Source organism: Micromonospora sp. MH99, from assembly GCF_021442385.1.
Classification (GTDB): domain Bacteria; phylum Actinomycetota; class Actinomycetes; order Mycobacteriales; family Micromonosporaceae; genus Micromonospora.
The window spans coordinates 17,377-40,279 of the sequence record NZ_MUZA01000060.1; the positions used below are offsets into that span (position 1 = coordinate 17,377).

The window sequence follows — 22,903 nt, forward strand, 5'->3', positions numbered from 1 at the left end:
GGCCGCCCCGTCACCGCCGGGCAGGGCGGCGGTCAGGGCTCCTGGTCGGGGCTGCGGGTGTAGACGAAGGTGGCGATGTCCAGCGCCACCGCTGCGCCCTGCTCGTCGCGGTGGACGGTGAGGATCTCACCGTCCTCCGGGCCGGAACGTCCCCGCCAGCGGTCCGGGCGCTCGGGGACGAACCGGCTGACCCTCTCGCCGCGTACGTGGGCCACCAGGTCACCCGCGTCCCGGTGCAGGTCCAGCGATGTGCCCATCCACCACCAGCGGCCGGTCAGCTCGGCCGACCCGGCGTCCGGCGCGGCGGTGGCCGGCCGCCACGGCTGCGGGAACGCCGGTTCGGCGTCCAGCACCGTGGTCAGCAACTGGCGGGCGAGCCTAGTGATCGGAAAGGCGTAGGAGTTGGCGAAGCCGACCACAGCGGTACGGGTGGGCCGGTGTACCACGAGGGCGGCCACGTATCCGGGCATCGAGCCGCCGTGTCCGACGTACACGCGCTCGCCGTCCCGGTAGAGCTCCAGGCCCAGGCCGTGCCCGCCGGTCCAGGAGTTGAGGTCGCTGATCATCACGGGGGCGCACATCTCGGTCAGGGTCTCGGCGGCCAGCACCGACGGGTCCGGGTCGGCGAGGAACGCGGCCCAGCGGCCCAGGTCCTCGATCGTCGACCAGAGCTGCCCGGCGGGGGCCATGGCGCCGGTGTCGGTACGGGGCTCCTCGCGCAGCGTGCCGTGCCAGGGGTGGACGACGTAACCGCGGGCGTACGGCTCGGTGGCCGCGTAGGTGGTGCGGCGCAGGCCCAGCGGGGTGAGGATCCGCTCGTCGAGCAGGTCGGCCCAGGACCTCCCGGTGAGGCGTTCGAGCAAACCGCCGAGCAGCCCGTACGCCAGGTTCGAGTAGTGGTACGTGCGGTGCGGCGGGTAAGCGATCTTGCCGGCGTTGACCTCGGCGAGCAGGGTGGTCAGGTCGACGCCCGCGGCCCGCTCCCACCAGTCGCCCTCGGGTTCGCGTTGGATGCCGCTGCCGTGGCTGAGCAGTTGGCGCAGGGTGAGCTTGCCCACACCGGTGCCCGGCAGGTGCTGCTCCAGCGGGTCGTCGACGTCCAGTCGGCCGGCGTCGCGCAACTGCATGATCAGGGTGGCGGTCATCGTCTTGCTGATCGAGCCCAACCGGTACTGGAGGTCGACGTCCGGGCGGGGGTATTCGCCGGCGACGGCCAGGTGTGCAAGTGTGCCGTCGCGGACCACGCCCAGCACCAGCGACGGGGTGCGGCCGTCGGCCTGTGCCTGGGCGACCCGGGTGTCGATCTGTCGGGCGGTTTCGGGTAGCAGGGTCAATGCGATCTCCTCGGGTCGGGCCGCCGATTCGTGGTGTTTTGGTGGGTCGAAAAGGGCTTCGCCGAGCGTACTGATCTTCGCGGGCAGGTCGCGCGTGCATTTGCGTGTCACGATCGTGGGGTGGACGCCGTGGTGTGGATCGTTTTGGGAGTGCTGCTGGCCGTCGCCGAGATCTTCACGACGACGCTATTTCTGATCATGTTCGGGGTCGGCGCGTTCGCCGCCGCCGGCGCAGCGGCCCTGGGTGCTCCGGTGGCCGTGCAGGCGCTGGTCTTCGCGGTGGTGTCCGCGCTGAGTCTGGTGGTGGTGCGGCCGGTGATCAAGCGGCACAGCCGCTCCGCGCTGGAGAGCGGCGAACAGCCGTTCGGCGTGGAGGCGATCGAGGGCTCCACGGCACTGGTGTTGGAACGGGTGGACGCTGAGCACGGCCTGGTCAAGATCGACGGTGAGTTGTGGACCGCCCGGTCGTACGACACGACGCAGACTTTCGAGCCCGGTCAACGGGTTCGGGTGATAAAGGTCCGGGGCGCGACGGCCCTGGTGTGGCAGGACGATGTTTCTTCCGCCGGCGAGCTGCCGGAAGCGAGAGGGTGAACCGATGACGGTCATAGGTGTGCTGATCATCGCGGTGGCGTTGATCGCCGTGATTACGCTGGCCAAGGCGGTGCGGATCGTGCCGCAGCAGCGTCAGGACGTGGTGGAACGGCTCGGCAAGTACAAGCGCACCCTCAGCCCCGGCCTCAACCTGCTGGTGCCGTTCATCGACGCCGTGCGCACCAAGGTCGACATGCGGGAGCAGGTGGTCAGCTTCCCGCCGCAGCCGGTGATCACCTCGGACAACCTGGTGGTCTCGATCGACACCGTTCTCTACTTCAAGGTGGTCGACTCGGTCCGGGCGACGTACGAGATCTCCAGCTTCCTGCAGGCCATCGAGCAGCTGACCGTCACCACGCTGCGTAACGTGATCGGCTCGCTGGACCTGGAGCGGGCCCTGACCAGCCGGGACGAGATCAACCGGCACCTGTCCGGCGTGCTGGACGAGACCACCGGCCGCTGGGGCATCAAGGTGACCCGGGTGGAGATCAAGGCGATCGAGCCGCCGGCCAGCATCCGCGACTCGATGGAGAAGCAGATGCGCGCCGAGCGGGACCGCCGCGCCGCGATCCTGACCGCCGAGGGGCACAAGCAGTCGCAGATTCTCACCGCCGAGGGTGAGAAGCAGTCCGCGGTGCTGCGGGCCGACGGTGACCGGCAGGCCCGGATCCTGCAGGCCGAGGGTCAGGCGAAGGCGATCCGTACGGTGTTCGACGCGATCCACCAGGCGAACCCGAGCCAGAAGGTCCTCGCCTACCAGTACCTGCAGGCCCTCCCGCAGATCGCCCAGGGCAGCGCCAACAAGGTCTGGATCGTGCCGGCGGAGCTGACCAAGGCCCTGGAGGGCATGGGTGGCGCGCTCGGTGGGCTGAGCAAGATGGTCGGGGACCTGCCCGCGCCGGAGGCGGCCGACCACGCGAGCCAGGTGGAGCGCGAGGCGGCGGAGGCGGCGCAGGCCGCGGCGGACGCCGCCCAGCAGATCCACGACGAGGTACGCGTCGCCGAGGCGCAGGCCACCGGCGGCAACAAGCCGCAGGGGCTGCCCGCGCCGGAGCCGGTCACCCCGGCCAGCCTGACCGAGGACCCGGCCGACCAGCGCGAGCGCGGCTGACGCAGGACGCCGGCCAGCCGGCCGGCTAAATGCGAGAAAGACTCATGGGGCGCTCCGATGCCTGCCACGATCGGTCCTAGGACGGGTGGTGACCAGGCAATCGGGGCGCCCCGGCGCGTCTCGCACCGCTCGCGGACGAGCGAGGTGACGCATGAAGGATCCGGCGAATCGGATGTGGTCCTCGGCCCCGGTGCCCGGCGCGCACGACCCGGTCGCCCCGCTGGGCTCCCGCAGCACCGGTGGAGGTTTCGGCGTACTGCCCTTCGTGGGTGAGCCGACCCCGGGCGCCCCGGCCACGAATGCCAGTTGGGCCTGGTCGGTACGCCGGTTCGCGCGGGCCGCGGTGTGGCTGCTGCCCGCGTACGCCATTCTCTACGGCGTCGTGGCGATGGCCAGCGACGGCGGGGTGGGCAACGACCCCTATCCCGCCAACGGTCGGGCCGTGTATCTGGTCGGCTGGGTGGCCGCGGTGTGGCTGGGCCTGCTCGCGCTCCTGGCCCTCACCGGCCTGCTGGCCGCCACGCGCAGCCGCCGGGTGGCCGCCGCCGGTCTGCTGGTCAGCATCGCCGGCACCGTGCTGATGCTGCCCTTCGCCGGGCTCGAGGAGCAGACGCCCGTCTTCGGCACCACCGCGCGCTCGCTGGTCCTGCTCGGCGCCACGTTCTACAGCGTGGGCTGGTTCCTCACCGGTTGGGCCGTGGCCCGCTCCGGCACCTTCAGCCTCGGCGACGGCGTTATGCTGATCATCGCCGCACCGCTGCTCGGCCTGGGGGGTGCCCTGATCGGCTCGCTCCAGACGTTCGGCGCGATCTTCGTGCTGATCGCCGGCATCGGCATCGGCTACCGCTCCGGCCGCCTGATGCCCCGCGAAACCGCGAGAGACGCCGCCAACGCCAGCCTGAGCACCCCAACGCCCTGATCCCACGCCGTTGATCATGAGGTTGTTGCCCTCCACCTCGGCGTGTCGTGGCAACAACTTCATGATCAACGTGGTCCGGGGAGGGGGCCGTGGGGCGTGAAGTTGGTGACAGTTGGGTTTTCGGGGTGGTCGGTTGGCGTTATATGTGGCAATCCTGGGGAGCATGGCCGCCTCTCGCTCGCCGCTGTCGCGGCTGTTCACCGTGCTGCTCGCCGGCGTGCTGGCCGGGCTCGTCCTGGCCGTCGCCGCGCTCCCGGGCAACCTGCTGGTCGGGTTCGCCGCGCGCGCCGCGATCGGCTCGTACGCCGCGTTGCCGGCCTCGCTGAAGACCCCGGCCACTCCACAGCGCTCGTACCTCTACGCCAACGACGGCAAGACGCTGCTCACCACGTTCTACGACGTGAACCGCACCGACGTCGCGCTGGCGGACGTCGCCCCGGTGATGCGCCAGGCGATCGTGGCGGCCGAGGACCGGCGGTTCTACGACCACGGCGGCGCGGACCTGCGGGGCCTGGCCCGAGCGCTGGTCGCCAACGTCAAGGGCGGCGGCACCGAGCAGGGCGGCTCCACGCTGACCATGCAGTACGTCCGCAACGTGCTCAAGACCGACCCCACCCGCACGCCGGAGGAGCGCGCCGCCGCCACCGACCCGACCGTCGGCCGCAAGCTCCAGGAGATCCGGTACGCGGGCGCGCTCGACAAGAGCCTCGGCAAGGACGAGATCCTCAACCGGTACCTGAACATCGCCTACTTCGGCTCCGGGGCGTACGGGATCGCGGCGGCCAGCCAGCGCTACTTCGGCAAGCCGCCCGCGAAGCTGACCCTCGCCGAGTCGGCGTTGCTCGCCGGCCTGGTGCAGTCCCCGGACGCGTACAGCCCGATCGGCGGCGACAAGGACCAGGCGCTGGCCCGCCGGTCGTACGTGCTGGACTCGATGGTCGCCACCGGCGCGATCACCGCAGCGCAGGCCGCGCAGGCCAAGGCGGAGCCGCTGACCCTGCACCCGACAGCCCAGCCCAACGGTTGCACCGCAGTCGCCCAGGGCCACGACGACTGGGGCTACTTCTGTGACTACCTGCGCCAGTGGTGGCTGACCCAGCCGGCCTTCGGCGCCACCACCGCGGAGCGCGAGCAGGCCCTGCGCTCGGGCGGCTACACCGTCGTCACCTCGCTCGATCCGCAGGTCCAGGCCACCGCGCAACAGCAGGCCACCAAGGTGTACGGGTACGACAACAAGCGCGCCCTGCCGATCGCGGCCGTGCAGCCGGGCACCGGTCGGGTGCTGGCGATGGCGGTCAACAGGCACTACAGCCTGGCCGACAACCCGGCCGGGCAGGCGAACTACCCGAACACCGTCAACCCGTTGATCTCCGGCGGGGCCAGTGTCGACGGGTACCAGGCGGGTTCGACGTTCAAGCTGTTCACCATGCTCGCCGCGCTGGAGTCGGGCCGTACCCTCTCCACCGGGTTCGACGCGCCCGCCAAGCTGCCCACCCGGTACGCCGCCGAAGGACCGGGCAGTTGCGACGGCAAGTGGTGCCCGGCGAACGCCAACCCGGACTGGATGGACGGGTACCGGATGATGTGGGACGGCTTCGGCCGGTCGGTGAACACCTACTTCGTCTGGCTGGCCGAGCAGGTCGGGCAGGAGAAGGTCGTCGAGATGGCGCAGCGGCTCGGCATCACCTTCCGCGCCGACTCGGACGCCGCCTTCGCCAAGGACAACGCCGCGAACTGGGGTTCGTTCACCCTCGGCGTGGCGGCCACGACCCCGCTTGACCTGGCCAACGCGTACGCCACGGTGGCCGCCGAGGGCACCTACTGCACGCCGGTGCCGGTGGTCTCGGTGACCGACGCGAAGGGCGCGAAGGTGCCGGTCGGCCAGCCGTCCTGCAAGCGGGTCCTGGACGCCGACGTGGCGCGCGCCGCGACGGACGCGGCCCGCTGCCCGGTGGGCCAGCAGTCGCCGTACGGGCAGTGCAACGGTGGCACCGCCACCGGTGTGAACGACATCCTCGACGGTCGGCCGGTGGCCGGCAAGACCGGTAGCTCGGAGGAGAACTCCACCGAGACGTTCGTCGGTTTCACCCCGCAGGTGGCCGTCGCCGGCATCGCCGTCAACCCGGACGACCCGGCCGACTCGGTGGGTTCGGCGGTGCAGAGCAAGGTGATCGACGCGGTCGCCCGGGTCATCGCCACGGCGGTGAAGGGTCAGCCGGAGAAGGCGTTCGTCGCGCCCAGCAAGGAGCTGGCCGGCGAGCCCCGCCGGCCGGTGGAGCGCCCGGTCGTCCCCGAGCGCCAGCAGCCCACCCGGGAGCAGGACCCGCGCTCGGCCCTGCAACGCTGGCTCGACAACCGGCGCGGCTGAGCCCCGACGAGACGGCGCCTCCCCACCGCGTGGTGGGGAGGCGCCGGTCTGCGTCGGTCTACTTCTTGCTCTTCAACTGGTCGAAGTCGACCACCTGGTCCTCCGGCGGCGCCTTCACGTCGTCGAAGGTCGCGCCGAACTCGCTGAACGTGATCTGACCGGCCGTGTCCTGGTCGCCTTCCATCCGGATCGGGTACGGCTCACCGGTGGTGGCGACGTAGAGGGTGCCGCTCTTGTCGCCGTCGACGAGGCCGATGGTCTTGACGCCGTCGAACTCCTTGGCCGCGCCCTTGGTCAGGGTGCCGTCCGGCTTGAGCAGCTCGTCGATGTTGGCGATGTCGAACAGCTGGGAGAAGTCGTCCTTCTTCGACACCTTGGCCCACTTCTCGCCCATCAACTTCACGATCTCGCCCGATGCCTGGGCGCCGAGGTTCTTCGCCCAGAACTTCTCGTCCGGCCGGATGTACTGCTGACCGGCCACGGAGAGCAGTTCCACCGTGCCGTCGTCGGTGGACACCCGACCACCCAGGTCGCTGCCGGTCACCTTGAAGTCGAGGGTCATCTTCTGGCCGTCGTTGTCGACGTCGCCCACCAGGTGGTAGGACTTCGCGTTCCGCACCGCCGTCGTGGCGCGCTGCAGTGCCTCGTTCGGCGCGAGCGCGGCGACACCGTTGTCGGCGGGCGCCGTGGATTCCGGCGCGCTTTCTCCCTTGCCTCCGCAGCCGGCCAGCAGGGCCACCGCCACCACGGCGACCAGGTGCTTCTTGATTGTCGGTGATCTCATCGTCAGCTCCCTCGTGCCACCCCCGTGGGTGAGCAGACACGCAGGTACCCATGATCGATCTGGGGCAATCCTTCGATGTGCGCGTCGTCGCGGGCACCGGGAGCAGGTCAGGTTCAGCGCTCCCGGCGGCGGGGGCGGTAGCTGGCGATCGTCGCGGGGAGGCCGCGTCGGATGATGCCGGCCCAGTCGGTGTCGCCACGCAGCACCGCCGCCGCGGTCTTGCGCGCCTGCTCGGCGGTGAAGTGCGGCGGCAGCATCAGCTCGGCCGGATCGACCAGCGCGTTGATGACGACCGGCCGGTCGGCGCTCAGCGCGCGGTCCCAGACGCCCGGCACCTGCGCGGGGTCGTCGACCAGCTCGCCGTGCAACCCGAGGACCTGCGCCCACTGGTGGTAGCCGATGTCCGGCAGCTGCTGGCTGTCCGGGAACATCGGCGTCCCCTCGCTGGAACGTTGCTCCCAGCTGACGAACGCCAGGTCCCGGTTGTTGAGCACGAGCACCACGAACCGCGGGTCGGCCCAGCCACGCCAGTACTTCGCCACGGTGATCAGCTCGTTGACGCCGTTCATCTGCATCGCCCCGTCGCCGATCAGCGCGACAAGTGGCCGGTCCGGGTGGGCGAACTTGGCGCTCAGCGCGTACGGCATGGCGCCGCCCATGGACAGCAGCGTGCCGGAGAGGCTGGCCAGCATCCCGGGTCGGACCTGCACGTGCCGGGCGTACCAGGCGGTCGCCGTGCCGCAGTCCACGGCGAGCATCGCGTCGTCGGGGAGCCGGTCGCTGAGCTCGCTGAACAGCAGTTGCGGGTTGACCGGGTCGGCGCTCTGCGCGGCCAGGTCGCGCTGGACGCGTCGCCAGGCCGAGGTGGCCTCGGCGATCTCGGCCCGCCAGGCGGTCGGCCCGGGGCCGGGGCCCAGCTCGTCGAGTAGCGCCCGCAGGGTGGGGCGGGCGTCGCCGGTCAGGTTGACCTCGGTCGGGTAGCGCAGCCCGAGCTGGGTGCCGTCCAGGTCGATCTGCACCGCGCGGGCCTGACCGGGCGGCGGGTAGAACTCCGAGTACGGCATGTTGCTGCCCACGATCAGCAGCCGGTCGCAGCCGGTCATGAGCTGCCAGCTGGGCCGGGTGCCGAGCAGTCCGATCGCGCCGGTCACCCACGGCTCGCGATGGTCGACGACGGTGAAGCCGAGCAGCGCGGTGGCCACGCCGGCGCCGAGCCGGTGGGCGACCTCGCGGACCTCGTCCTGCGCGCCGAGCGCGCCCTGCCCGACGAGCATGGCCACCCGCTCGCCGCCGCGCAGCACCTCGGCGGCGCGACGCAGGTCGGCCTGCGGCGGAACTGTCGGCGTGCTGCTCGGCACGTTGCTGGTGTGGTAGTAGCCGTGCGCGTGCGGCGGATCCGGGATGGCCGGCTCGTCCTGCAGGTCCGACGGGAGGACCAGGGCGGTGACGGTACGCCGGGACAGCGCCGTGCGGCACGCCCGGTCCACGAGGTGACGCACCTGCGCCGGGTGGTCGAGCTGGGCCAGGAACGCCGCCGCGACGTCCTTGTAGAGGGCCAGGAGGTCGACCTCCTGGTAGTAGCCGCCACCCTCGGCGGTGACCGCGGTGTGCCCGACGAGGGCGACCACCGGCTGGTGGTCGAGCTTGGCGTCGTACAGGCCGTTGAGCAGGTGGATGGCGCCGGGGCCGCTGGTCACCAGTGCGCAGCCCAGCGGTCCGCCGCCGTACTTGACGTGCGCGGAGGCGGCGAAGCCGGCGGTCTCCTCGTGCCGGACCTGGATGAACTGGGCGCGCTCGTTGGTGCGTTGCAGGGCGGAGGTGAGGCCGTTGATGCCGTCGCCGGGATAGCCGAAGTAGCGCCGCACGCCCCAACTGGCCAGCCGGGAGACGATGTGGTCCGCGACTGTCGGTCGCCGGGGGAGCGCGCCCGCTTCGCCCGGTGCCGTGTGGTCTGCGCTCACCTGGCTGGTCCTTCCCGTCGGGTCCGGTACTCCACCGGTCGTTCCCCGTCCCGACGGGACAAAACACCCCGCAGGGCCGGCATCCGGAGCGGGGGTTGGCCGTCCGGCAGAATCGTCGGGTGCCCGTCCACCAGATCACCGATCCCGACGACGACCGGATCGCCGACTACCGCGCGCTCACCGACGTCGAGCTGCGCACCCGCTGGGAGCCTCCGCACGGCCTGTTCATCGCCGAGGGCGAGCTGGTGCTGCGCCGGGCGTTGCGCGCCGGCTACCCCGCGCGGTCGTACCTGGTGGACGCCAAGCGCGTCGACCAGCTCGCCGACCTGGACACCGGCGAGGCGCCCGTCTACGCCGCCACGCAGGACGTGCTGCAACGGGCCACCGGTTTCCACGTACACCGGGGGGTGCTCGCGTCGTTCCACCGCCGCCCGCTGCCGACGGCGGCCGAGGTGCTCGCCGCCGCGCGCCGGGTGGTGATCCTGGAGGACGTCAACAACCACACGAACCTCGGCGCGATCTTCCGGGGCGCCGCCGCGCTGGGCATCGACGCGGTGCTGCTGTCGCCGTCCTGCGCCGATCCGCTGTACCGGCGCAGCGTGCGGGTCAGCATGGGTGAGGTCTTCGCGATGCCGTACGCCAAGCTCGAACGCTGGCCCACCGGGCTCGACGAGGTGCGCGAGGCGGGTTTCACAGTGCTCGCCATGACGCCCGCGCCGGATGCCGTACCCATTCAGCGGTTGACCCCGGCGCAGCGCGCGCGGGCGGCGCTGCTGCTCGGCGCCGAGGGTCCCGGCCTCACCGCGGCGGCGCAGGCGGCCAGCGACGTGCGGGTGGTCGTCCCGATGCGGCGCGGCGTGGACTCGTTGAACGTCGCCGCGGCCGCGGCGGTGGCGTTCTGGGAACTGGGTCGGGACGATCAGCTTGCATGACCATGCGTCTTGTTGAATAATCTTCCCCGTGTCCAAGGTTCTCACCTCCCTGCCCATCGGCGAACGTGTCGGCATCGCCTTCTCCGGCGGCCTCGACACCTCGGTCGCGGTCGCGTGGATGCGCGACAAGGGCGCCGTCCCCTGCGCCTACACGGCCGACATCGGCCAGTACGACGAGCCCGACATCGGCTCGGTGCCCGGCCGTGCGCTCAGCTACGGCGCCGAGGTCGCCCGGCTCGTCGACTGCCGCGCCGCCCTGGTCGAGGAGGGCCTCGCCGCGCTGACCTGCGGCGCCTTCCACATCCGCTCCGGCGGGCGGGCGTACTTCAACACCACCCCGCTGGGCCGGGCCGTGACCGGCACCCTGCTGGTGCGGGCGATGATCTCCGACGACGTCCAGATCTGGGGCGACGGCTCGACCTTCAAGGGCAACGACATCGAGCGGTTCTACCGCTACGGCCTGCTGGCCAACCCGCAGCTGCGGATCTACAAGCCGTGGCTCGACACCGACTTCGTCACCGAACTGGGTGGGCGTAAGGAGATGTCGGAGTGGCTGCTGGAGCGGGGCCTGCCGTATCGGGACAGCACCGAGAAGGCCTACTCCACCGACGCCAACATCTGGGGCGCGACGCACGAGGCGAAGACCCTGGAGCACCTCGACACCGGCATCGAGACGGTCAGCCCGATCATGGGCGTCCGGTTCTGGGACCCGTCGGTCGAGATCCCCACCGAGGACGTCACGATCGGGTTCGACCAGGGCCGCCCGGTGACGATCAACGGCAAGGAGTTCGGCAGCCCCGTCGACCTGGTGCTGGAGGCCAACGCCATCGGCGGCCGGCACGGCCTGGGCATGTCCGACCAGATCGAGAACCGGATCATCGAGGCCAAGAGCCGGGGCATCTACGAGGCGCCCGGCATGGCCCTGCTGCACGCCGCGTACGAGCGGCTGGTCAACGCCATCCACAACGAGGACACGCTGGCGAACTACCACAGCGAGGGTCGCCGCCTCGGTCGCCTGATGTACGAGGGCCGTTGGCTCGACCCGCAGGCGCTGATGCTGCGCGAGTCGTTGCAGCGCTGGGTCGGCACGGCGGTCACCGGTGAGGTGACGCTGCGGCTGCGCCGGGGCGAGGACTACTCGATCCTGGACACGACCGGCCCCGCCTTCAGCTACCACCCGGACAAGCTGTCCATGGAGCGCACCGAGGACTCGGCGTTCGGCCCGTCCGACCGGATCGGCCAGCTCACCATGCGCAACCTGGACATCGCCGACTCGCGGGCGAAGCTGGAGCAGTACGCCTCCCTCGGCATGGTCGGCGGCGCGGCTCCCCAGCGGATGATCGGCGCCGCGCAGGCAGCCTCGACCGGGCTGATCGGCGCGATGCCCGAGGGCGGCGCGGAGGCCATCGCCTCCCGGGGTGTCGCCTCCGCCGCCGACGAGGCGCTCGACCGCGCCGCCATGGAGTTCGGCGTCGACTGAGCGGCCCCGGCACGTCGAGGTCCGGGGTCACGGACGGTAGCGTGTCGGCCGTGTTCCCTACCGTCCGTGAGGTCCTCGCCCTGGACCCCGTCCGCCACGGTGCTCCCCGCGTGGTCGCCGGGGACGCCGGGCTGGACCGGCCGGTCCGGTGGGTGCACGTCGCCGAGGTGCCCGACATCGCCACCCTGCTCGGCGGTGGTGAGCTGGTGCTCACCACAGGCATCGGGTTGCCGGCCGACGACGCGGGACTGCGCGCGTTCATCGGCGACCTCGCCGACGTCGGTGTCTCCGGGCTCGTCGTCGAACTGGGCCGCCGGTACGTCAGCGGTGTACCCCGGGTGATGGCCGCCGCCGCCGAGCGGCGCGGCCTACCCCTGGTCGAGCTGCGCCGGGCCACCCCGTTCGTACGGATCACCGAGGCGGTGCACGCGCTGATCGTCGACGCGCAGCTGACCGAGCTGCGGGCCGCCGAGGAGATCCACCAGCGGTTCACCGACCTCTCCGTCGAGGGCGCCGACGCGGCCGAGGTGATCCGGCAGGCCGCCGAGCTGTCCGGCTGCCCGGTGGTGCTGGAGAACCTGTCCCGGCAGGTTCTCGGGTACGACCCGGCGGGGGAGAGCGCGGAGCTGCTGCTGGACGGCTGGGAGCAGCACTCGCGGCGGATCCGCCCGGCCGGGCGCACCGCGTACGACCCGGACAGCGGCTGGCTGGTGACAGTCGTCGGCGCCCGCGGACAGGACTGGGGGCGGTTGCTGCTGCGCTGGCCGGCCAGCGGAGACGCGCCCAGCGCCCGGGGCGGCGAGGCGGCCCTCGCCCCACCCACCCGGCTCACCATCCTCATCGAGCGGGCCGCGTCCACCCTCGCGCTGGGCCGGTTGATCCGCCGCGACGCCGAGGGGCTGGAACGGCAGCTCCACCGCACCCTGCTCACGGCGTTGCTCGACCACTCCCGACCGGTCGACGAGGTGGCGCTGCGCGCCAAGGCGCTCGGTGTGGCGCTGGACCGCCGGCACCTCGTCGGCGTGATGGTCCGGCACCGTGGCGACGAACTCGCCGGAGAGAACGGCCCCGAGGTCGGCCAGGCCCGGCTGCGGGACCTGTCCGAGGCCGTCGGCCAGGCGCTGCGGGAAGCGAAGCTGACCGCGCTGACCAGCGCGGTCGACGACAACTCGGTGGGCGCGCTGCTGGCGCTGCCCGACCCGGCCGCCGAGGACCGCGCGCTGGCCGCGTTCGCCGGCGCACTTCGTCGGGTACGCCTCGACGCCGGCGCGGGCCGGGCCGCGTCCGCCGCCGACCCGTCCCGCCCGGGGTCGGGTGTCGACCCGCTGCGAAGCGGCGTCGGTGGCACGTCCGCCGGGCTGATCATCGCCGCCGGGTCCGGGGTCAGCAACCTGCGCGAGGCGCGACGGTCGCTCGTCGAGGCGCGGCAGATCGTCGAGGCGGCCCGACGGGACCGGCGTGACCTGCCGGTCTTCCGACTGCCGCACGTGGGCCTCGCGGGGCTGCTGCACCTGCTGCGCGACGAGCCCCGGCTGCAGACCTTCGTCGAGCGCGAACTCGGCCCGCTGCTGGAGTACGACGCCCAGCACCCCCGGGAGCGGCTGCTCGACACCCTGCGCGCATACCTGGAGCAGGGGCGCAACAAGTCCGCCGGCGCCGCGGCCGCCCACCTGTCCCGACCGGCCTTCTACGAACGCCTGGCCCGCATAGCCCGCATCCTCGACGCAGACCTGGACTCGGTGGAAACCAGCCTCTCCCTGCACGTGGCCCTGCTGGCCCTGGAAGCAGTCCGAACCCCCTAACCCCGCCCCCCTACCCGGGCGGCGCAGGGGGTGGGGTGGGATGGGGTGGGGTTAGGACAGGGAGGTTAGGGCTTTTGCGTAGGTCGGGGGGATGTGGTTGGGGCCGCCGGGGGTGAAGACGTCCGACGTCGCCACCGCGGACCAGGCCGTTTCCGGTACGGCTTCGACCAGCGCCTTGATCACCGGGGCGTCGCGCCACTGGTCCTGTTCGGCGAGCAGGCCGAGAGCCACCACCGACTCCTCGACCTCACCCACGCACTCGAACGGCTTGTGCCCGTCCACGCCCAGCAGCTCCCGGTAGCCGGGAATCTGCTCCGGGTCGGCCAGCAGGTCGCCGCCGAAGATGTGGGTGACCCGCTCGCGCGGCATGAACGGGGCCATCGCGAGGAAGACGAACCGGCACTTCGGGCAGTCCCGGCACCAGCGCTCGGACGCGTCGCGCAGCTTGAACGCCTGGTTGCAGCTCGTCACCACGTCGTCGTACCTGGTGAACTCGGCGAACAGCCGGGCGATGTGCAGCTCGGACAGCGAACGCAGCAGCGAAAAGTACGGTTCGGTGAGGCCGGCGTGCTCGGCCAGCGCGCCCCGCAGCAGCCCCTCGGCCTCGACGCCCTTGGACCACTGGTGGTTGATCTCGTGGCCGTTCCAGCTGAGGTTCGGGTCGGACGCGGAGCGCTCGTTGGACATCACCACCGGGCCGAGCCCGTGCAGCACCGCCGTCGCCACCGCGATCAGCGAGTTGATGGCGGTGACCGGGATGTGCCCGTTCAGCCCGCCCGCCGCGTTCAGGTCGAACAGCACCGGGTCGATGCGCCGCCGGGCCGCGAGGGGGGTCAGCCCGGACGCCTCGTTGACCGAGACGATCACGTGGTTCGGGTTGACCGAGAACGGCACCGGGTCCAGCTCGGCGCGGCGCAGCGCCTCCAAGCTCACGATCGAGTCCTTGCCGCCGCCGACGGCGGAGAGGGGGCGACGATCGGAGTTGTCGTAGACGCGCGGCGACTCCGGCGAGCCGGCCGGCACCTCCGGGCGCAACTCGAGCACGTGCGGCAACTGGTTGCGGTACGCGTACTCCGCGAGGCCCTTGGTGTAGACGGCCGTGACGTAGTCGACGGTGGCCGCGCCCAGCGGCGCCGGCAGCACCAGCCGGGGCGGCGCGGCGACCTTGTAGTAGCTCACCCCGGCGACGAGGTGCAGCACTTCCAACACCCGGCCGAGGGTGGCCACGGTCTCGTCGGACGGCGGCTGCGCCGGCAACGGAAGGGTGATCACCTCGGTGAACCGCTGCTCGCCGGCCGGGCCGGTCAGCGCGTAGTCGAACAACACCTCGCCGGTGGCGAAGTCGATCGAGTAGGACGGGAAGGTGAAGGCGTCCATCCGCCGGAGCTGCTCGTTGGGCACACGCCATACTAGGCCCTGGTTCGTCCGGCCGTGTCCGGACCGGGCCCCCGCCCTGTCGCCGCCGTGATCCCGAGGAGAGCCCAGTGCGCCTGTCTGACCTGCGCGGACGTAGCGTCGCCGTCTGGGGGACCGGTAGGGAGGGCCGGGCAGCTGTGACAGCGATCGCCGCGCACGGCCCCGCTGAGCTGGTCGCCGTCGACGACAGCGCCAATTTCCTGTCACTGCCCTGGGACGGCCCGCTGGCCGAGGCGGCCCCGCTGGTCACCGGCGAGGAGGGCTTCGCCCGGCTGGCCGCCGCCGACGTGGTGGTCCGCTCGCCCGGCGTGCCGCAGACCCATCCCTGGCTGGTCGAGCTGCGCCGACGCGGCGTGCCGGTCACCCAGGGCACCGCGCTGTGGATGGCCGACCATGCCGAGCGCACCGTCGGGGTGACCGGCAGCAAGGGCAAGAGCACCACCTCCAGCCTGATCAGTCACCTGCTCACCGCGATGGGCCGCCCGAACGTCTTCGGCGGCAACATCGGCGTGCCGACCCTCGACCTGCCCGACGCGGAGCTGTATGTGCTGGAGCTGTCGAGCTACCAGTGCAGCGACCTCACCGACTCGCCCCGGGTGGCCGTGGTCACCGCGCTGTTCCCCGAGCACCTGGACGCGCACGGCGGGGAGCGGGAGTACTACCGCGACAAGCTCAACCTGCTCGCCCACGATCCGCAGACGATCGTCGTCAACGGCGCCGACCCGCGGCTCGCCGCCGAGCTGGGGGAGCTGCCGGCGGTGCGGGCCGGCCGCCCCGACACCACCCACGTCGCCACCGGCGCGGACGGCACGCAGTGGTTCCACCTCGGCGACCAGCCGCTCTTCCCACGCGCCGTGCTGCCGCTGGTGGGTCGGCACAACGAGGGCAATCTGTGCGTCGCCCTCGCCGTGCTCGACGCGCTCGGCATCGACGTGGTGGCCGCCAAGGACCACCTCGCCGTCGCGGTGGCCGAGTTCCAGGGGCTGGCCCACCGGCTCACCGAGATCACCGACCCGTCCGGCCTGACCTTCGTCGACGACACCCTGGCCACCAGCCCGTACGCGGCCATGCACGCCATCGACGCGTACGACGGGCGGCCGTTGACCGTGATCGTCGGGGGCAACGACCGGGGGCTGGACTACACGCCGCTGGCCGAGCACCTCGCCGAGCGGGAGCTGACGGTGATCGGCATTCCGGACAGCGGCGCCCGCATCGTCGAGGCGCTCGCCGGCCTGCCGAAGGTGCGTACCGAACTGGTCGACGACCTGGTGGACGCGGTCCGGCTGTCCCGGGAGGTGACCCCGGCCGGCGGGGTGGTGCTGCTGTCCCCGGCCGCCCCGAGCTACGGACGGTTCCGCAACTTCGAGCACCGCTCGGAGGTCTTCGCCCAGGCCGTCGCCGACACCGCCCGCTGACTCAGCCGCGGTCGACCGGGCTGGGGTCCGGTGACTGCAGCCCGGGCAGCAGCACGGTGTCGGTGTCGGCGTCGTTCTCGTCGTCGTTCGGTGCGGCGGGTTTCGTCGTGGCGCCGGTGCGGCGGTGGTCCTTGTCCGGGGTCCAGGCGAACGCGAGTGCCCCGCCGGTCAGGGCCAGCAGCATCCCGACCACGAAGCCACCCAGGTTCGAGGTCAACCAGGAGACCAGCCCGAGCACCAGCGAGACCACGGCGTAGAAGACCCGCTGCTGCGGGGTGGTGATCAGCAGCACCCCGCAGATCACGAGGATGGTGGGTACCAGGTACGCGGCGAGCCCCTGCGGTCCGATGTGCAGCAGCACCCCCAGCGGCGCGCGCAGGGTGGCCAGCATCTCCACGCCTCCGAGGGCGATCAGCACGGCGGCGGTGAACGGGCGGGCCCGCCGCCAGCGGCGCCACCGCCCGCGGGATCCGCGGACGGCGGGCGCTGTCTGGTGTCGTTCGGCGCTCACGTCAGCAACCGTCGGAGGTGAACGCCATGCGCAGGTTGGGCAGGTTGAAGACCGCCGCGGTGGTGGCGTAGTTGTTCTGCCGCAGGTTCTCGATGACTACCGAGTCGGCCTGCTGCGAGAAGACGCCGGGGTTCCCCTTCACGCCGGGCACCTTGTCCAGGGTGCTGGCGTCCTGGCCGACGTCGATGTTGCGGAAGGCGGCGTCGCCGTTGACCTCGTCACCGTCGACCACCAGGGTCCGGGCGGTGACCGGTCGGTCGCCGCCGCCGGCGGTGATCTTCAGGAAGATGCCGCCGAGGTTGATGCTCTGGCAGAGGTTGGTCAGCTCGGCCTTGTCGATCGCCGACACCATCACCAGGACCTGTCCGCCGGTGTCGCCCTGGTTGGGGCTGTCCGGGATCATCTGGTCGAGGGTGGCGAACTGCTCGAACCCGGTGCCGGTGAGCTTGTCGGCGGTGACGGTGAACGGCATGCCCGAGATGGCGAACTGCGCGCCCAGCACGCCCTGGGCGGTGAGCATGATCATGCCGGCGGCGCCCGCCACGACGATTCCGAAGGTGGCGGCGAACCGGCGCCAGCGCACGCCACTACGCGGCGGGTCCCCTGCGATTGGTGTGGTTTCCTCCGTCATGGCGGCTCCCCTTAAGATCAATTGATTGGCGGCAATGGGAATTGCACGTTGACCTGCGCCTGGTGGGCGCAGAGCCGAAGTTACCGCCGAGTAAAGGGGAGGTCAACGGTGTGTGGCTGCCATTTGGGCGGTATTCGTTAAATGCGGCCAAAGTGAAAAACCGCTGCGGTTTTCGACCGGGTGATCAGGAGTGGTGGGCCGGTACGCATGGCGCGGTTGTGCTCGGGCCGTCGTCCGGCCGTATCGGCCGGGTCGCCTGGATCGCACCCTCGGTGCCCAGAAATGGCGCCATGGCCGCGTAGGTGAGCACCGGCAGCAGCTCCGGCAACTCCGCCGCCCGGCCCCGCGCCACGCGCCCCCGGACGGTGGCGTAGATCCCGCCGACCACCGTGGACACCAGCTCGTCGCGGCCCACGTCCGCGAGCGCCGGCCCCAGGCCGGCGTCGGCGAAGAACCGGCGGAAGCTGGTGAGCAGCCCGTCGCGCTCGCGGCGGGCGTCGGGGCCTGCCGCGTCCACCTCGACCAGCGCCATCCGGGCGAACGCCGGCACGCTCGCCAGCACCTCCAGCAGGGTGCGAAGCGCGGCGCGTGCCGCGTCCGGCCAGGCCGGGCCGGCCTCGCGGTAGGCGTCCTCCATCAGCTGCGACACCACGGCGATCCCGTGCCGGTAGGCGGCGAGGAAGGCGTCCTCCTTGCCGGTGAACAGGGCGTAGAAGGCCGGTCGGGTCACGCCGGCGGCGTGGCAGATGTCGCTGACCCGGGCGTTGTCGTAGCCCTTCGTCGCCACCTCGTGCACGAGTCCGTCGAAGAGGCGGTCGCGCTGGGTGGCGGCCACGACCTCCGCGGAGACCCGTCGCGGGCCGCGCTTGATCGCGCGGTCCGGGTCGCGGCCCGGGCGTGCGCCCGGTAGGGGCGCCGGTGCCGGCTGCGGGTGGCTCTGCGTGGTCAACTCATCGACCTCCTTTGATTCGTTGACTTTGCGACCCTCCGGGGTTTATAACTTTCCTCACGCTCAGTTCTCCCCCCGTCACCTTTGGTGATCTCCCCGGATGGTCACCCTGACTCGTCGAAGGAGGGCTCGATGGCTGTCATTATCGCCGAACACGAACGCTCTCCCAATGCCGGAAAGGCGCAGGTGACGCGGCTACGCCGCAGTGCACCACGCCGGTCCGCCCGCTGATCCGCGGCACCTCCCTCACCCGGCCCGACCCGACGGTCGCCTGGCGCCACCACCACCCACCGTCCACGTCATGGCCACAATCTCCGCCCGGCGTGCCCGCCCGGCGGTGACCGCCTGCGCGGTCCGCTCGTTCCCGTCCCACCACCGGAAGGAAGCACCATGCCCAGGTACGGAAAAATCGGCGGGGGCCTCGTCGCCCTCGCGCTGCTGACCGGTCTCGTGGCCGCCACCCCGGCCTCCGCCGAGCCGTCGGCAGCGCTCGCCAGCAACGTCCTGACCTACCCCACCGCCGGCGGCACCGCCGTCGCCGTCAACGACGTCATCCAGGCCAGCCTCAAGACCGGCACCAACGCCACCTTCTACAACTCCACCTCGGGCACCACAGGCATCAAGTGCGCCGCATCCAGCTTCAGCGCCAAGGTGCTCACCAACCCGACCGCCCCGGGCACCGCCACCGAGAGCCTCACCGCCCAGACCTTCGGCACCTGCACCACGAACGTGTTCGGCACCACCGGGGTGCAGAGCATCGCCCTCAACAACCTCCCGTACGCCACCTCCGTCACCAGCGCCGGCGTGGTCAAGATTTCCGGCACCACTGCGGCGCCGGTGCAGAGCACCGTCGTGCTGAACTCGCTGCTCGGCGCGATCACCTGCGTCTACCGGACCAGCACCAACAGCCTCACCGGCACGGCGGCCAACGCCACCAACTCGATCACCTTCACCAACCAGCCGTTCACCAAGTTCTCCGGCCCGTCCCTCTGCTTCGGCACCGCGTACTTCTCGGCGACGTACTCGCCGGTGCGCGACAGCACCAAGGGCAACGCCGCCGTCTACGTGAACTGACCAGGTCCACCGGGGCCGGTGCGCGGCGATCCGCCGTGCGCCGGCTCTCGACCCTGCGCGGGTCAGTCGGCGACCAGCGCCGCGTGCAGGGCGCGCATCGACCGGATGGCCGAGCGGATCTCCTGCAGGTAGCGCCCCGGGGTGAGGGTCTGCTCGGGCAGCACCGCCGGGTCGGTCAGCGCCGGGTCCACCCCGACGGTGTCGATGTGGCACCCGTACGGGACCGCCAGGGTGCGTAGCGCGTCGCAGTGCTGGAACGGTACGTAGATCGGCGCGGTGACCATCAGCGCCTCGTCACCCGGGGCGAGCCGGACGTGCCCGGCCCAGAACCGTTGGGTGTCGGCGGTGTGGGCGCGTCGCCGGTCGGGCTCGCTGGACGGCGCGGCCAGCACCCGTACCGGTGGCAGGCCCGCCGGCCGGTAGGTCCGCGACGACCAGGAGTGGTGGGGGTGGCCCGCGTCGACGCCGTCCTGCTCGGTCGGCGAGGTCACCCCGAAGACCTGCCGGACCGCCGTGTCCAGCACGTCCACCTCGGTCTCGTCCGGTGGCAGACCCGCGTCGGCGAGGGTGGCGCGTTCCCACTCGGACAGTGGCCGGAAGCTGCCCAGCACGGCGACCTCGCCGGTCACCCGCAGGCCCGCGCGCAGCAGATGCGCGGCGTACGCGACGCGCCGCACGCAGGCGTGCGCCAGGCCGCCCAGCACGAGCAGGTAGGCGTACGCCGGGCGGGCCGGTGGCACCGCACGCACCATGCCGAGCGCGGCGACCGCGTCGAGGACGAGCCCGGACGTGAGCGCGTCGAAGCTCGGCTCCCGGGCGTCCGGGCGTTCGCGCCCCTGCCGGAAGTCCCAGTGCCGGGCGGAGAAGTCGTCGAGGAACCGCAGCACCTCGGCGAGGTCGCCGGTCGGCCAGTCACCGCCGAAGTGCCGGACCAGGCCGCGGAGCGCACTGGAGTCGACCCAGGCCCGGACGTCCGCCGTGATCTGCTCGGCGACCGTCGACGTCGACGGGGTCGCATCCGCGCTCTGCACCTGCCGGATGCTACCGCTGCGGTCCGGCGGGACCTGCGGGTTGTGGTTGGCATCTACCCTGGCGGCACCGGCGGATTGGGGGAGTTCGATGGTCCGTGACGTGGCCCGTCGGCGGCCCCGCGAGCGCGGCGGGGCCTCCGACGGCTTCGCGCGTCTGGTGGCGCACACCGACCCGGTGGCGTTGGTCGGCATCACGTTGTCGATCAGCCTCAGCGTCATTCTCGACCTCACCAACGCCGCCTCGGGGGTGGAGTCGCTGCTCGCCGGCCTGATGGGCATCACCATCTCGCTGCTGGTGGACTCGCTGGCCCGCGCGGAGCGCCGGTTTCACCTGCGGACGTTGCTGGACGGGCCGCCGTGGCTCGTCCACACCACCACGGAGCTGGCCGGGGCCATGCGGGAGGCGGCCGAGCAGCACGCGGGCACGCGGGTCGCGGCGGAGGCGCAGCGGCGCTACGAGCAGTTCCGGCTGGAGGCCGAGCAGCTCGCGCAGGGGCGGATCATCCGGCGTGGCGACGAGGACGAGGACCTGGTCGGCGCGACCCGCGGCTGCGTGCACCGGCTCGACGCACTGACGAACGTGATGCCCCGGGTGAGTGGGGAGCTGAGCTGGTGGCGCAGCGAGATCGGCCGACGCTACTGGGACGCGAACGTCGAGGCCCTGCAACGGGGCGTACGGATCACCCGGGTCTTCGTCTACGCCACGCTTACCGACGAGCTGACCGCGCTCGTGCAGAGGCAGCGCGCGGCCGGGGCGCGGGTGGGCCTGCTGCCCTTCGGTGTGGTCAGTCCACAGCTCCTGGTCAATCTGACAGTCTGGGACGGGTCGAGCTGCTGGGAGGCCCGGATGACCGCGCACGGCGAGATCGGCGAGAACCAGTTCTCGGTCAACCGGACGGACGTCGAGCGCCTCACCCGCGTGTTCGACGTCTGCGTGAACGCCGCGACCTTCCAGGACTGACGGTCGGGACGGGGAAGCCATGACGCTGAGTGCGGTCCTGCTGGTGACGGCAGTGGTCTGGGCGGTCAGCGTGATCCGCTCGATCCGGCTCCGGGCACTGGTCTACAGCCTTCCGTTGCCGATGACGCTCGCCCTGGTCAGCACGCCTTACGGGGTGGGTGGCGCGCAGGTGCTCGGCGTGCTCGGGCTCAACCTCTTCTTCGTCACCGTGGCGGTCACCCACCAGCGGCTGCGCTGGCCCATCCTGCTCGCCGACGGCGCGGGGATCGCCGTCTACGTGGCGCTGAGCACAGGTCTGCTGGCCGTCGACATCCCGTTCGAGGCGGCCCTCGCCGCCACGCTCGTGCTCTGGCTGGCGGCCATGCTCCTGCTGCGCCGTCGCGCCCGGACGCGGGTCACCCCCGCCGCCGTTGCCGGCGAAGCAGACGCAGCCGTTGGCGGACCGGGCGCGGTCGGCGGCGCGGGCTCCGACGCGGGCTCCGGCGCGGAGACGTCGGCCGGAGGCCGTCCGGACGGTCTGCCGGCGCTGCTCAAGTTGCTTGTCATCTTCGTCGGGGCGATCCTCACCGCGCTGCTCGGCGCGGTGCTGCGCGGCATGGTGGTGACATTCCCGTACTCGGGGGTGCTGGTCGCCGTCGAGGCCCGCCGTCAGTTGTTCGAGTTCAGCGGGCACTTCGCCCGCAACAGCCTCGCGCTTGTCGGTTTCCTCACCGCGTACCACTACCTTCAGGACGTCTCGTCGGCCGTCGCGCTGGGCACCGGTTGGGCCGCCTTCGCGGTGGTCGCCGCCGTCCTGCACCTGCCGAAGCGCCGCCGTGGGGCCGCCCGGGCCAGCCCGCCGAGGCGCGTGTCGAGACCCCTGCGGTCGGCGGTCGAGCCACCCACCGTGCGGTGACCCCGACTACCTGGCGCTCCGGACCAGGTCCGCGATCTGGGCGAGGGGTTCGGCGTACGCGGGCCAGTCGAGGCCGTCGACGCTGAGCGTGGGGCGGCGGCGCACCCCGTCGACCGCGCCCGCCGAGACGATCGCGGCCAGCAGGTCGGACGACCATGCGGGCTCCAGCAGCGTACGAAGCTCGGGCACCTCGGGGCGCAGCAGCGACAGCGCGCCGACGAGGGCCGCGGCCGCCCAGTTGGAGGTGCCGCCGACGAGCAGCGCGTCAGCGCCCACCACGCACCGGATCCGCTCGCCGGAGGCGACCACCCGGCCGACGAGGTCCGCCGGCAGGAGACCCATCCCCAGCTCGTTGCCGCCGTCGCCGATGCCGATCCGAAAGGCCGAACCGGCACGGTAGAGCCGATCCAGAGGCGCGGTGTGCGCGCCGATGTCCTCGCCGCGCATGTTGCGGGGTCGACCGTCCACCCCGGGCCCGACCCGTTCGCAGGCGATGAGGTGCGTCAGGCGGTCGTAGCGGGGCAGGAGGGCGGCGGCCCACTCGTCGTACCCCCGCAGCGGCGCGACGTCCACCGGCAGGCCCGGCGTGGCGGCGGCGACGGCCGCTTCGACCACCGGCGCGCAGGGCTGGTCGGTGACGAGCCGGCACCGGCCACCGAGCAGGCGCAGCGCGGCGGCGATCTGGACGGCGCCGAGCGGGCCGTCGGTCTCCGCGGCCGGCGGCTCGGCACCGGG

20 protein-coding genes are annotated in these 22,903 nt (G+C 71.9%); 11 read left to right on the forward strand and 9 right to left on the reverse strand.

All coding sequences use genetic code 11. The features are described 5' to 3' along the window. Positions 1–32: 32 nt before the first annotated feature. Positions 33–1,334 carry a serine hydrolase gene (locus B0E54_RS25015; RefSeq protein ID WP_234588487.1) on the reverse strand — a complete coding sequence of 434 codons (1,302 nt, stop codon included), beginning with the start codon at positions 1,332–1,334 and terminating at the stop codon, positions 33–35. Positions 1,335–1,454: 120 nt separating this feature from the next. On the opposite strand from B0E54_RS25015, the gene B0E54_RS25020 reads away from it, so the two are divergent. The 4 genes from B0E54_RS25020 to B0E54_RS25035 all read left to right on the forward strand — a co-directional run bounded on the left by B0E54_RS25020 (position 1,455) and on the right by B0E54_RS25035 (position 6,326). Continuing rightward, positions 1,455–1,928, forward strand: coding sequence for an NfeD family protein (locus B0E54_RS25020; protein WP_234588488.1), 474 nt, complete (start codon positions 1,455–1,457; stop codon positions 1,926–1,928). Between the two features lie 4 nt (positions 1,929–1,932). After that, positions 1,933–3,039 (forward strand): SPFH domain-containing protein, encoded by a 1,107-nt coding sequence (locus B0E54_RS25025; protein ID WP_234588489.1) that lies wholly within the window; start codon positions 1,933–1,935, stop codon positions 3,037–3,039. 151 nt (positions 3,040–3,190) lie between these two features. Continuing rightward, positions 3,191–3,958, forward strand: coding sequence for a hypothetical protein (locus tag B0E54_RS25030; RefSeq protein WP_234588490.1), 768 nt, complete (start codon positions 3,191–3,193; stop codon positions 3,956–3,958). Between the two features lie 163 nt (positions 3,959–4,121). Further along, entirely contained in the window at positions 4,122–6,326 is a 2,205-nt protein-coding gene (locus B0E54_RS25035) for a transglycosylase domain-containing protein (protein WP_234588491.1), read from the forward strand. A 58-nt stretch (positions 6,327–6,384) separates the two neighbouring features. On the opposite strand, the gene B0E54_RS25040 is transcribed toward B0E54_RS25035, so the two are convergent. Beyond that, a complete protein-coding gene (locus tag B0E54_RS25040; protein WP_234588492.1) occupies positions 6,385–7,110 on the reverse strand; it encodes a hypothetical protein in 726 nt (241 codons plus the stop codon). A gap of 113 nt (positions 7,111–7,223) precedes the next feature. Further along, a complete protein-coding gene (locus B0E54_RS25045) occupies positions 7,224–9,071 on the reverse strand; it encodes a thiamine pyrophosphate-requiring protein (RefSeq protein WP_234588493.1) in 1,848 nt (615 codons plus the stop codon). Between the two features lie 119 nt (positions 9,072–9,190). Between B0E54_RS25045 and B0E54_RS25050 the strand changes: the two genes are divergently transcribed. The 3 genes from B0E54_RS25050 to B0E54_RS25060 are packed head-to-tail and all read left to right on the forward strand — an operon-like array spanning position 9,191 to position 13,285. Beyond that, entirely contained in the window at positions 9,191–10,003 is an 813-nt protein-coding gene (locus B0E54_RS25050) for a TrmH family RNA methyltransferase (protein WP_374109315.1), read from the forward strand. A 28-nt stretch (positions 10,004–10,031) separates the two neighbouring features. After that, on the forward strand, positions 10,032–11,483 hold the full coding sequence (gene argG / locus B0E54_RS25055) for an argininosuccinate synthase (RefSeq protein ID WP_234588495.1): 1,452 nt from the start codon (positions 10,032–10,034) through the stop codon (positions 11,481–11,483). Between the two features lie 41 nt (positions 11,484–11,524). Continuing rightward, on the forward strand, positions 11,525–13,285 hold the full coding sequence (locus tag B0E54_RS25060) for a PucR family transcriptional regulator (RefSeq protein WP_234588496.1): 1,761 nt from the start codon (positions 11,525–11,527) through the stop codon (positions 13,283–13,285). 51 nt (positions 13,286–13,336) lie between these two features. On the opposite strand, the gene B0E54_RS25065 is transcribed toward B0E54_RS25060, so the two are convergent. Next, a complete protein-coding gene (locus B0E54_RS25065; RefSeq protein WP_234588497.1) occupies positions 13,337–14,686 on the reverse strand; it encodes a hypothetical protein in 1,350 nt (449 codons plus the stop codon). Between the two features lie 83 nt (positions 14,687–14,769). Here B0E54_RS25065 and murD point away from each other — a divergent pair, with 83 nt between their 5' ends. Further along, complete coding sequence (murD, locus tag B0E54_RS25070; RefSeq protein ID WP_234588498.1) at positions 14,770–16,116, forward strand: UDP-N-acetylmuramoyl-L-alanine--D-glutamate ligase; 1,347 nt, start codon at positions 14,770–14,772, stop codon at positions 16,114–16,116. Between the two features lies 1 nt (position 16,117). Here the strand turns inward: murD and B0E54_RS25075 are convergent, their stop codons facing one another. From B0E54_RS25075 to B0E54_RS25085, 3 genes are all read right to left on the reverse strand, one after another. Then, the gene (locus B0E54_RS25075) at positions 16,118–16,627 is read right to left on the reverse strand and encodes a DUF6114 domain-containing protein (protein WP_234588499.1); all 510 of its coding nucleotides are present in this window, start codon (positions 16,625–16,627) and stop codon (positions 16,118–16,120) included. A gap of 1 nt (position 16,628) precedes the next feature. Then, positions 16,629–17,258 carry a DUF6230 family protein gene (locus tag B0E54_RS25080; protein ID WP_234588500.1) on the reverse strand — a complete coding sequence of 210 codons (630 nt, stop codon included), beginning with the start codon at positions 17,256–17,258 and terminating at the stop codon, positions 16,629–16,631. Between the two features lie 184 nt (positions 17,259–17,442). Then, complete coding sequence (locus B0E54_RS25085) at positions 17,443–18,207, reverse strand: TetR/AcrR family transcriptional regulator (protein WP_234588501.1); 765 nt, start codon at positions 18,205–18,207, stop codon at positions 17,443–17,445. A gap of 390 nt (positions 18,208–18,597) precedes the next feature. Between B0E54_RS25085 and B0E54_RS25090 the strand changes: the two genes are divergently transcribed. After that, positions 18,598–19,281 (forward strand): Tat pathway signal sequence domain protein, encoded by a 684-nt coding sequence (locus B0E54_RS25090; RefSeq protein ID WP_234588502.1) that lies wholly within the window; start codon positions 18,598–18,600, stop codon positions 19,279–19,281. 62 nt (positions 19,282–19,343) lie between these two features. On the opposite strand, the gene B0E54_RS25095 is transcribed toward B0E54_RS25090, so the two are convergent. Next, positions 19,344–20,312 (reverse strand): hypothetical protein, encoded by a 969-nt coding sequence (locus B0E54_RS25095; RefSeq protein WP_234588503.1) that lies wholly within the window; start codon positions 20,310–20,312, stop codon positions 19,344–19,346. Between the two features lie 88 nt (positions 20,313–20,400). Here B0E54_RS25095 and B0E54_RS25100 point away from each other — a divergent pair, with 88 nt between their 5' ends. After that, positions 20,401–21,273: a hypothetical protein gene (locus B0E54_RS25100; RefSeq protein WP_234588504.1), complete on the forward strand. Its 873-nt coding sequence runs from the start codon at positions 20,401–20,403 to the stop codon at positions 21,271–21,273. Positions 21,274–21,292: 19 nt separating this feature from the next. After that, positions 21,293–22,168, forward strand: a complete 876-nt coding sequence (locus tag B0E54_RS25105; protein ID WP_234588505.1) for a hypothetical protein — start codon at positions 21,293–21,295, stop codon at positions 22,166–22,168. A gap of 6 nt (positions 22,169–22,174) precedes the next feature. Here the strand turns inward: B0E54_RS25105 and B0E54_RS25110 are convergent. Continuing rightward, positions 22,175–22,903: glutamate cyclase domain-containing protein (locus B0E54_RS25110; protein WP_234588506.1), on the reverse strand; the 729-nt coding region annotated here is incomplete at its 5' end.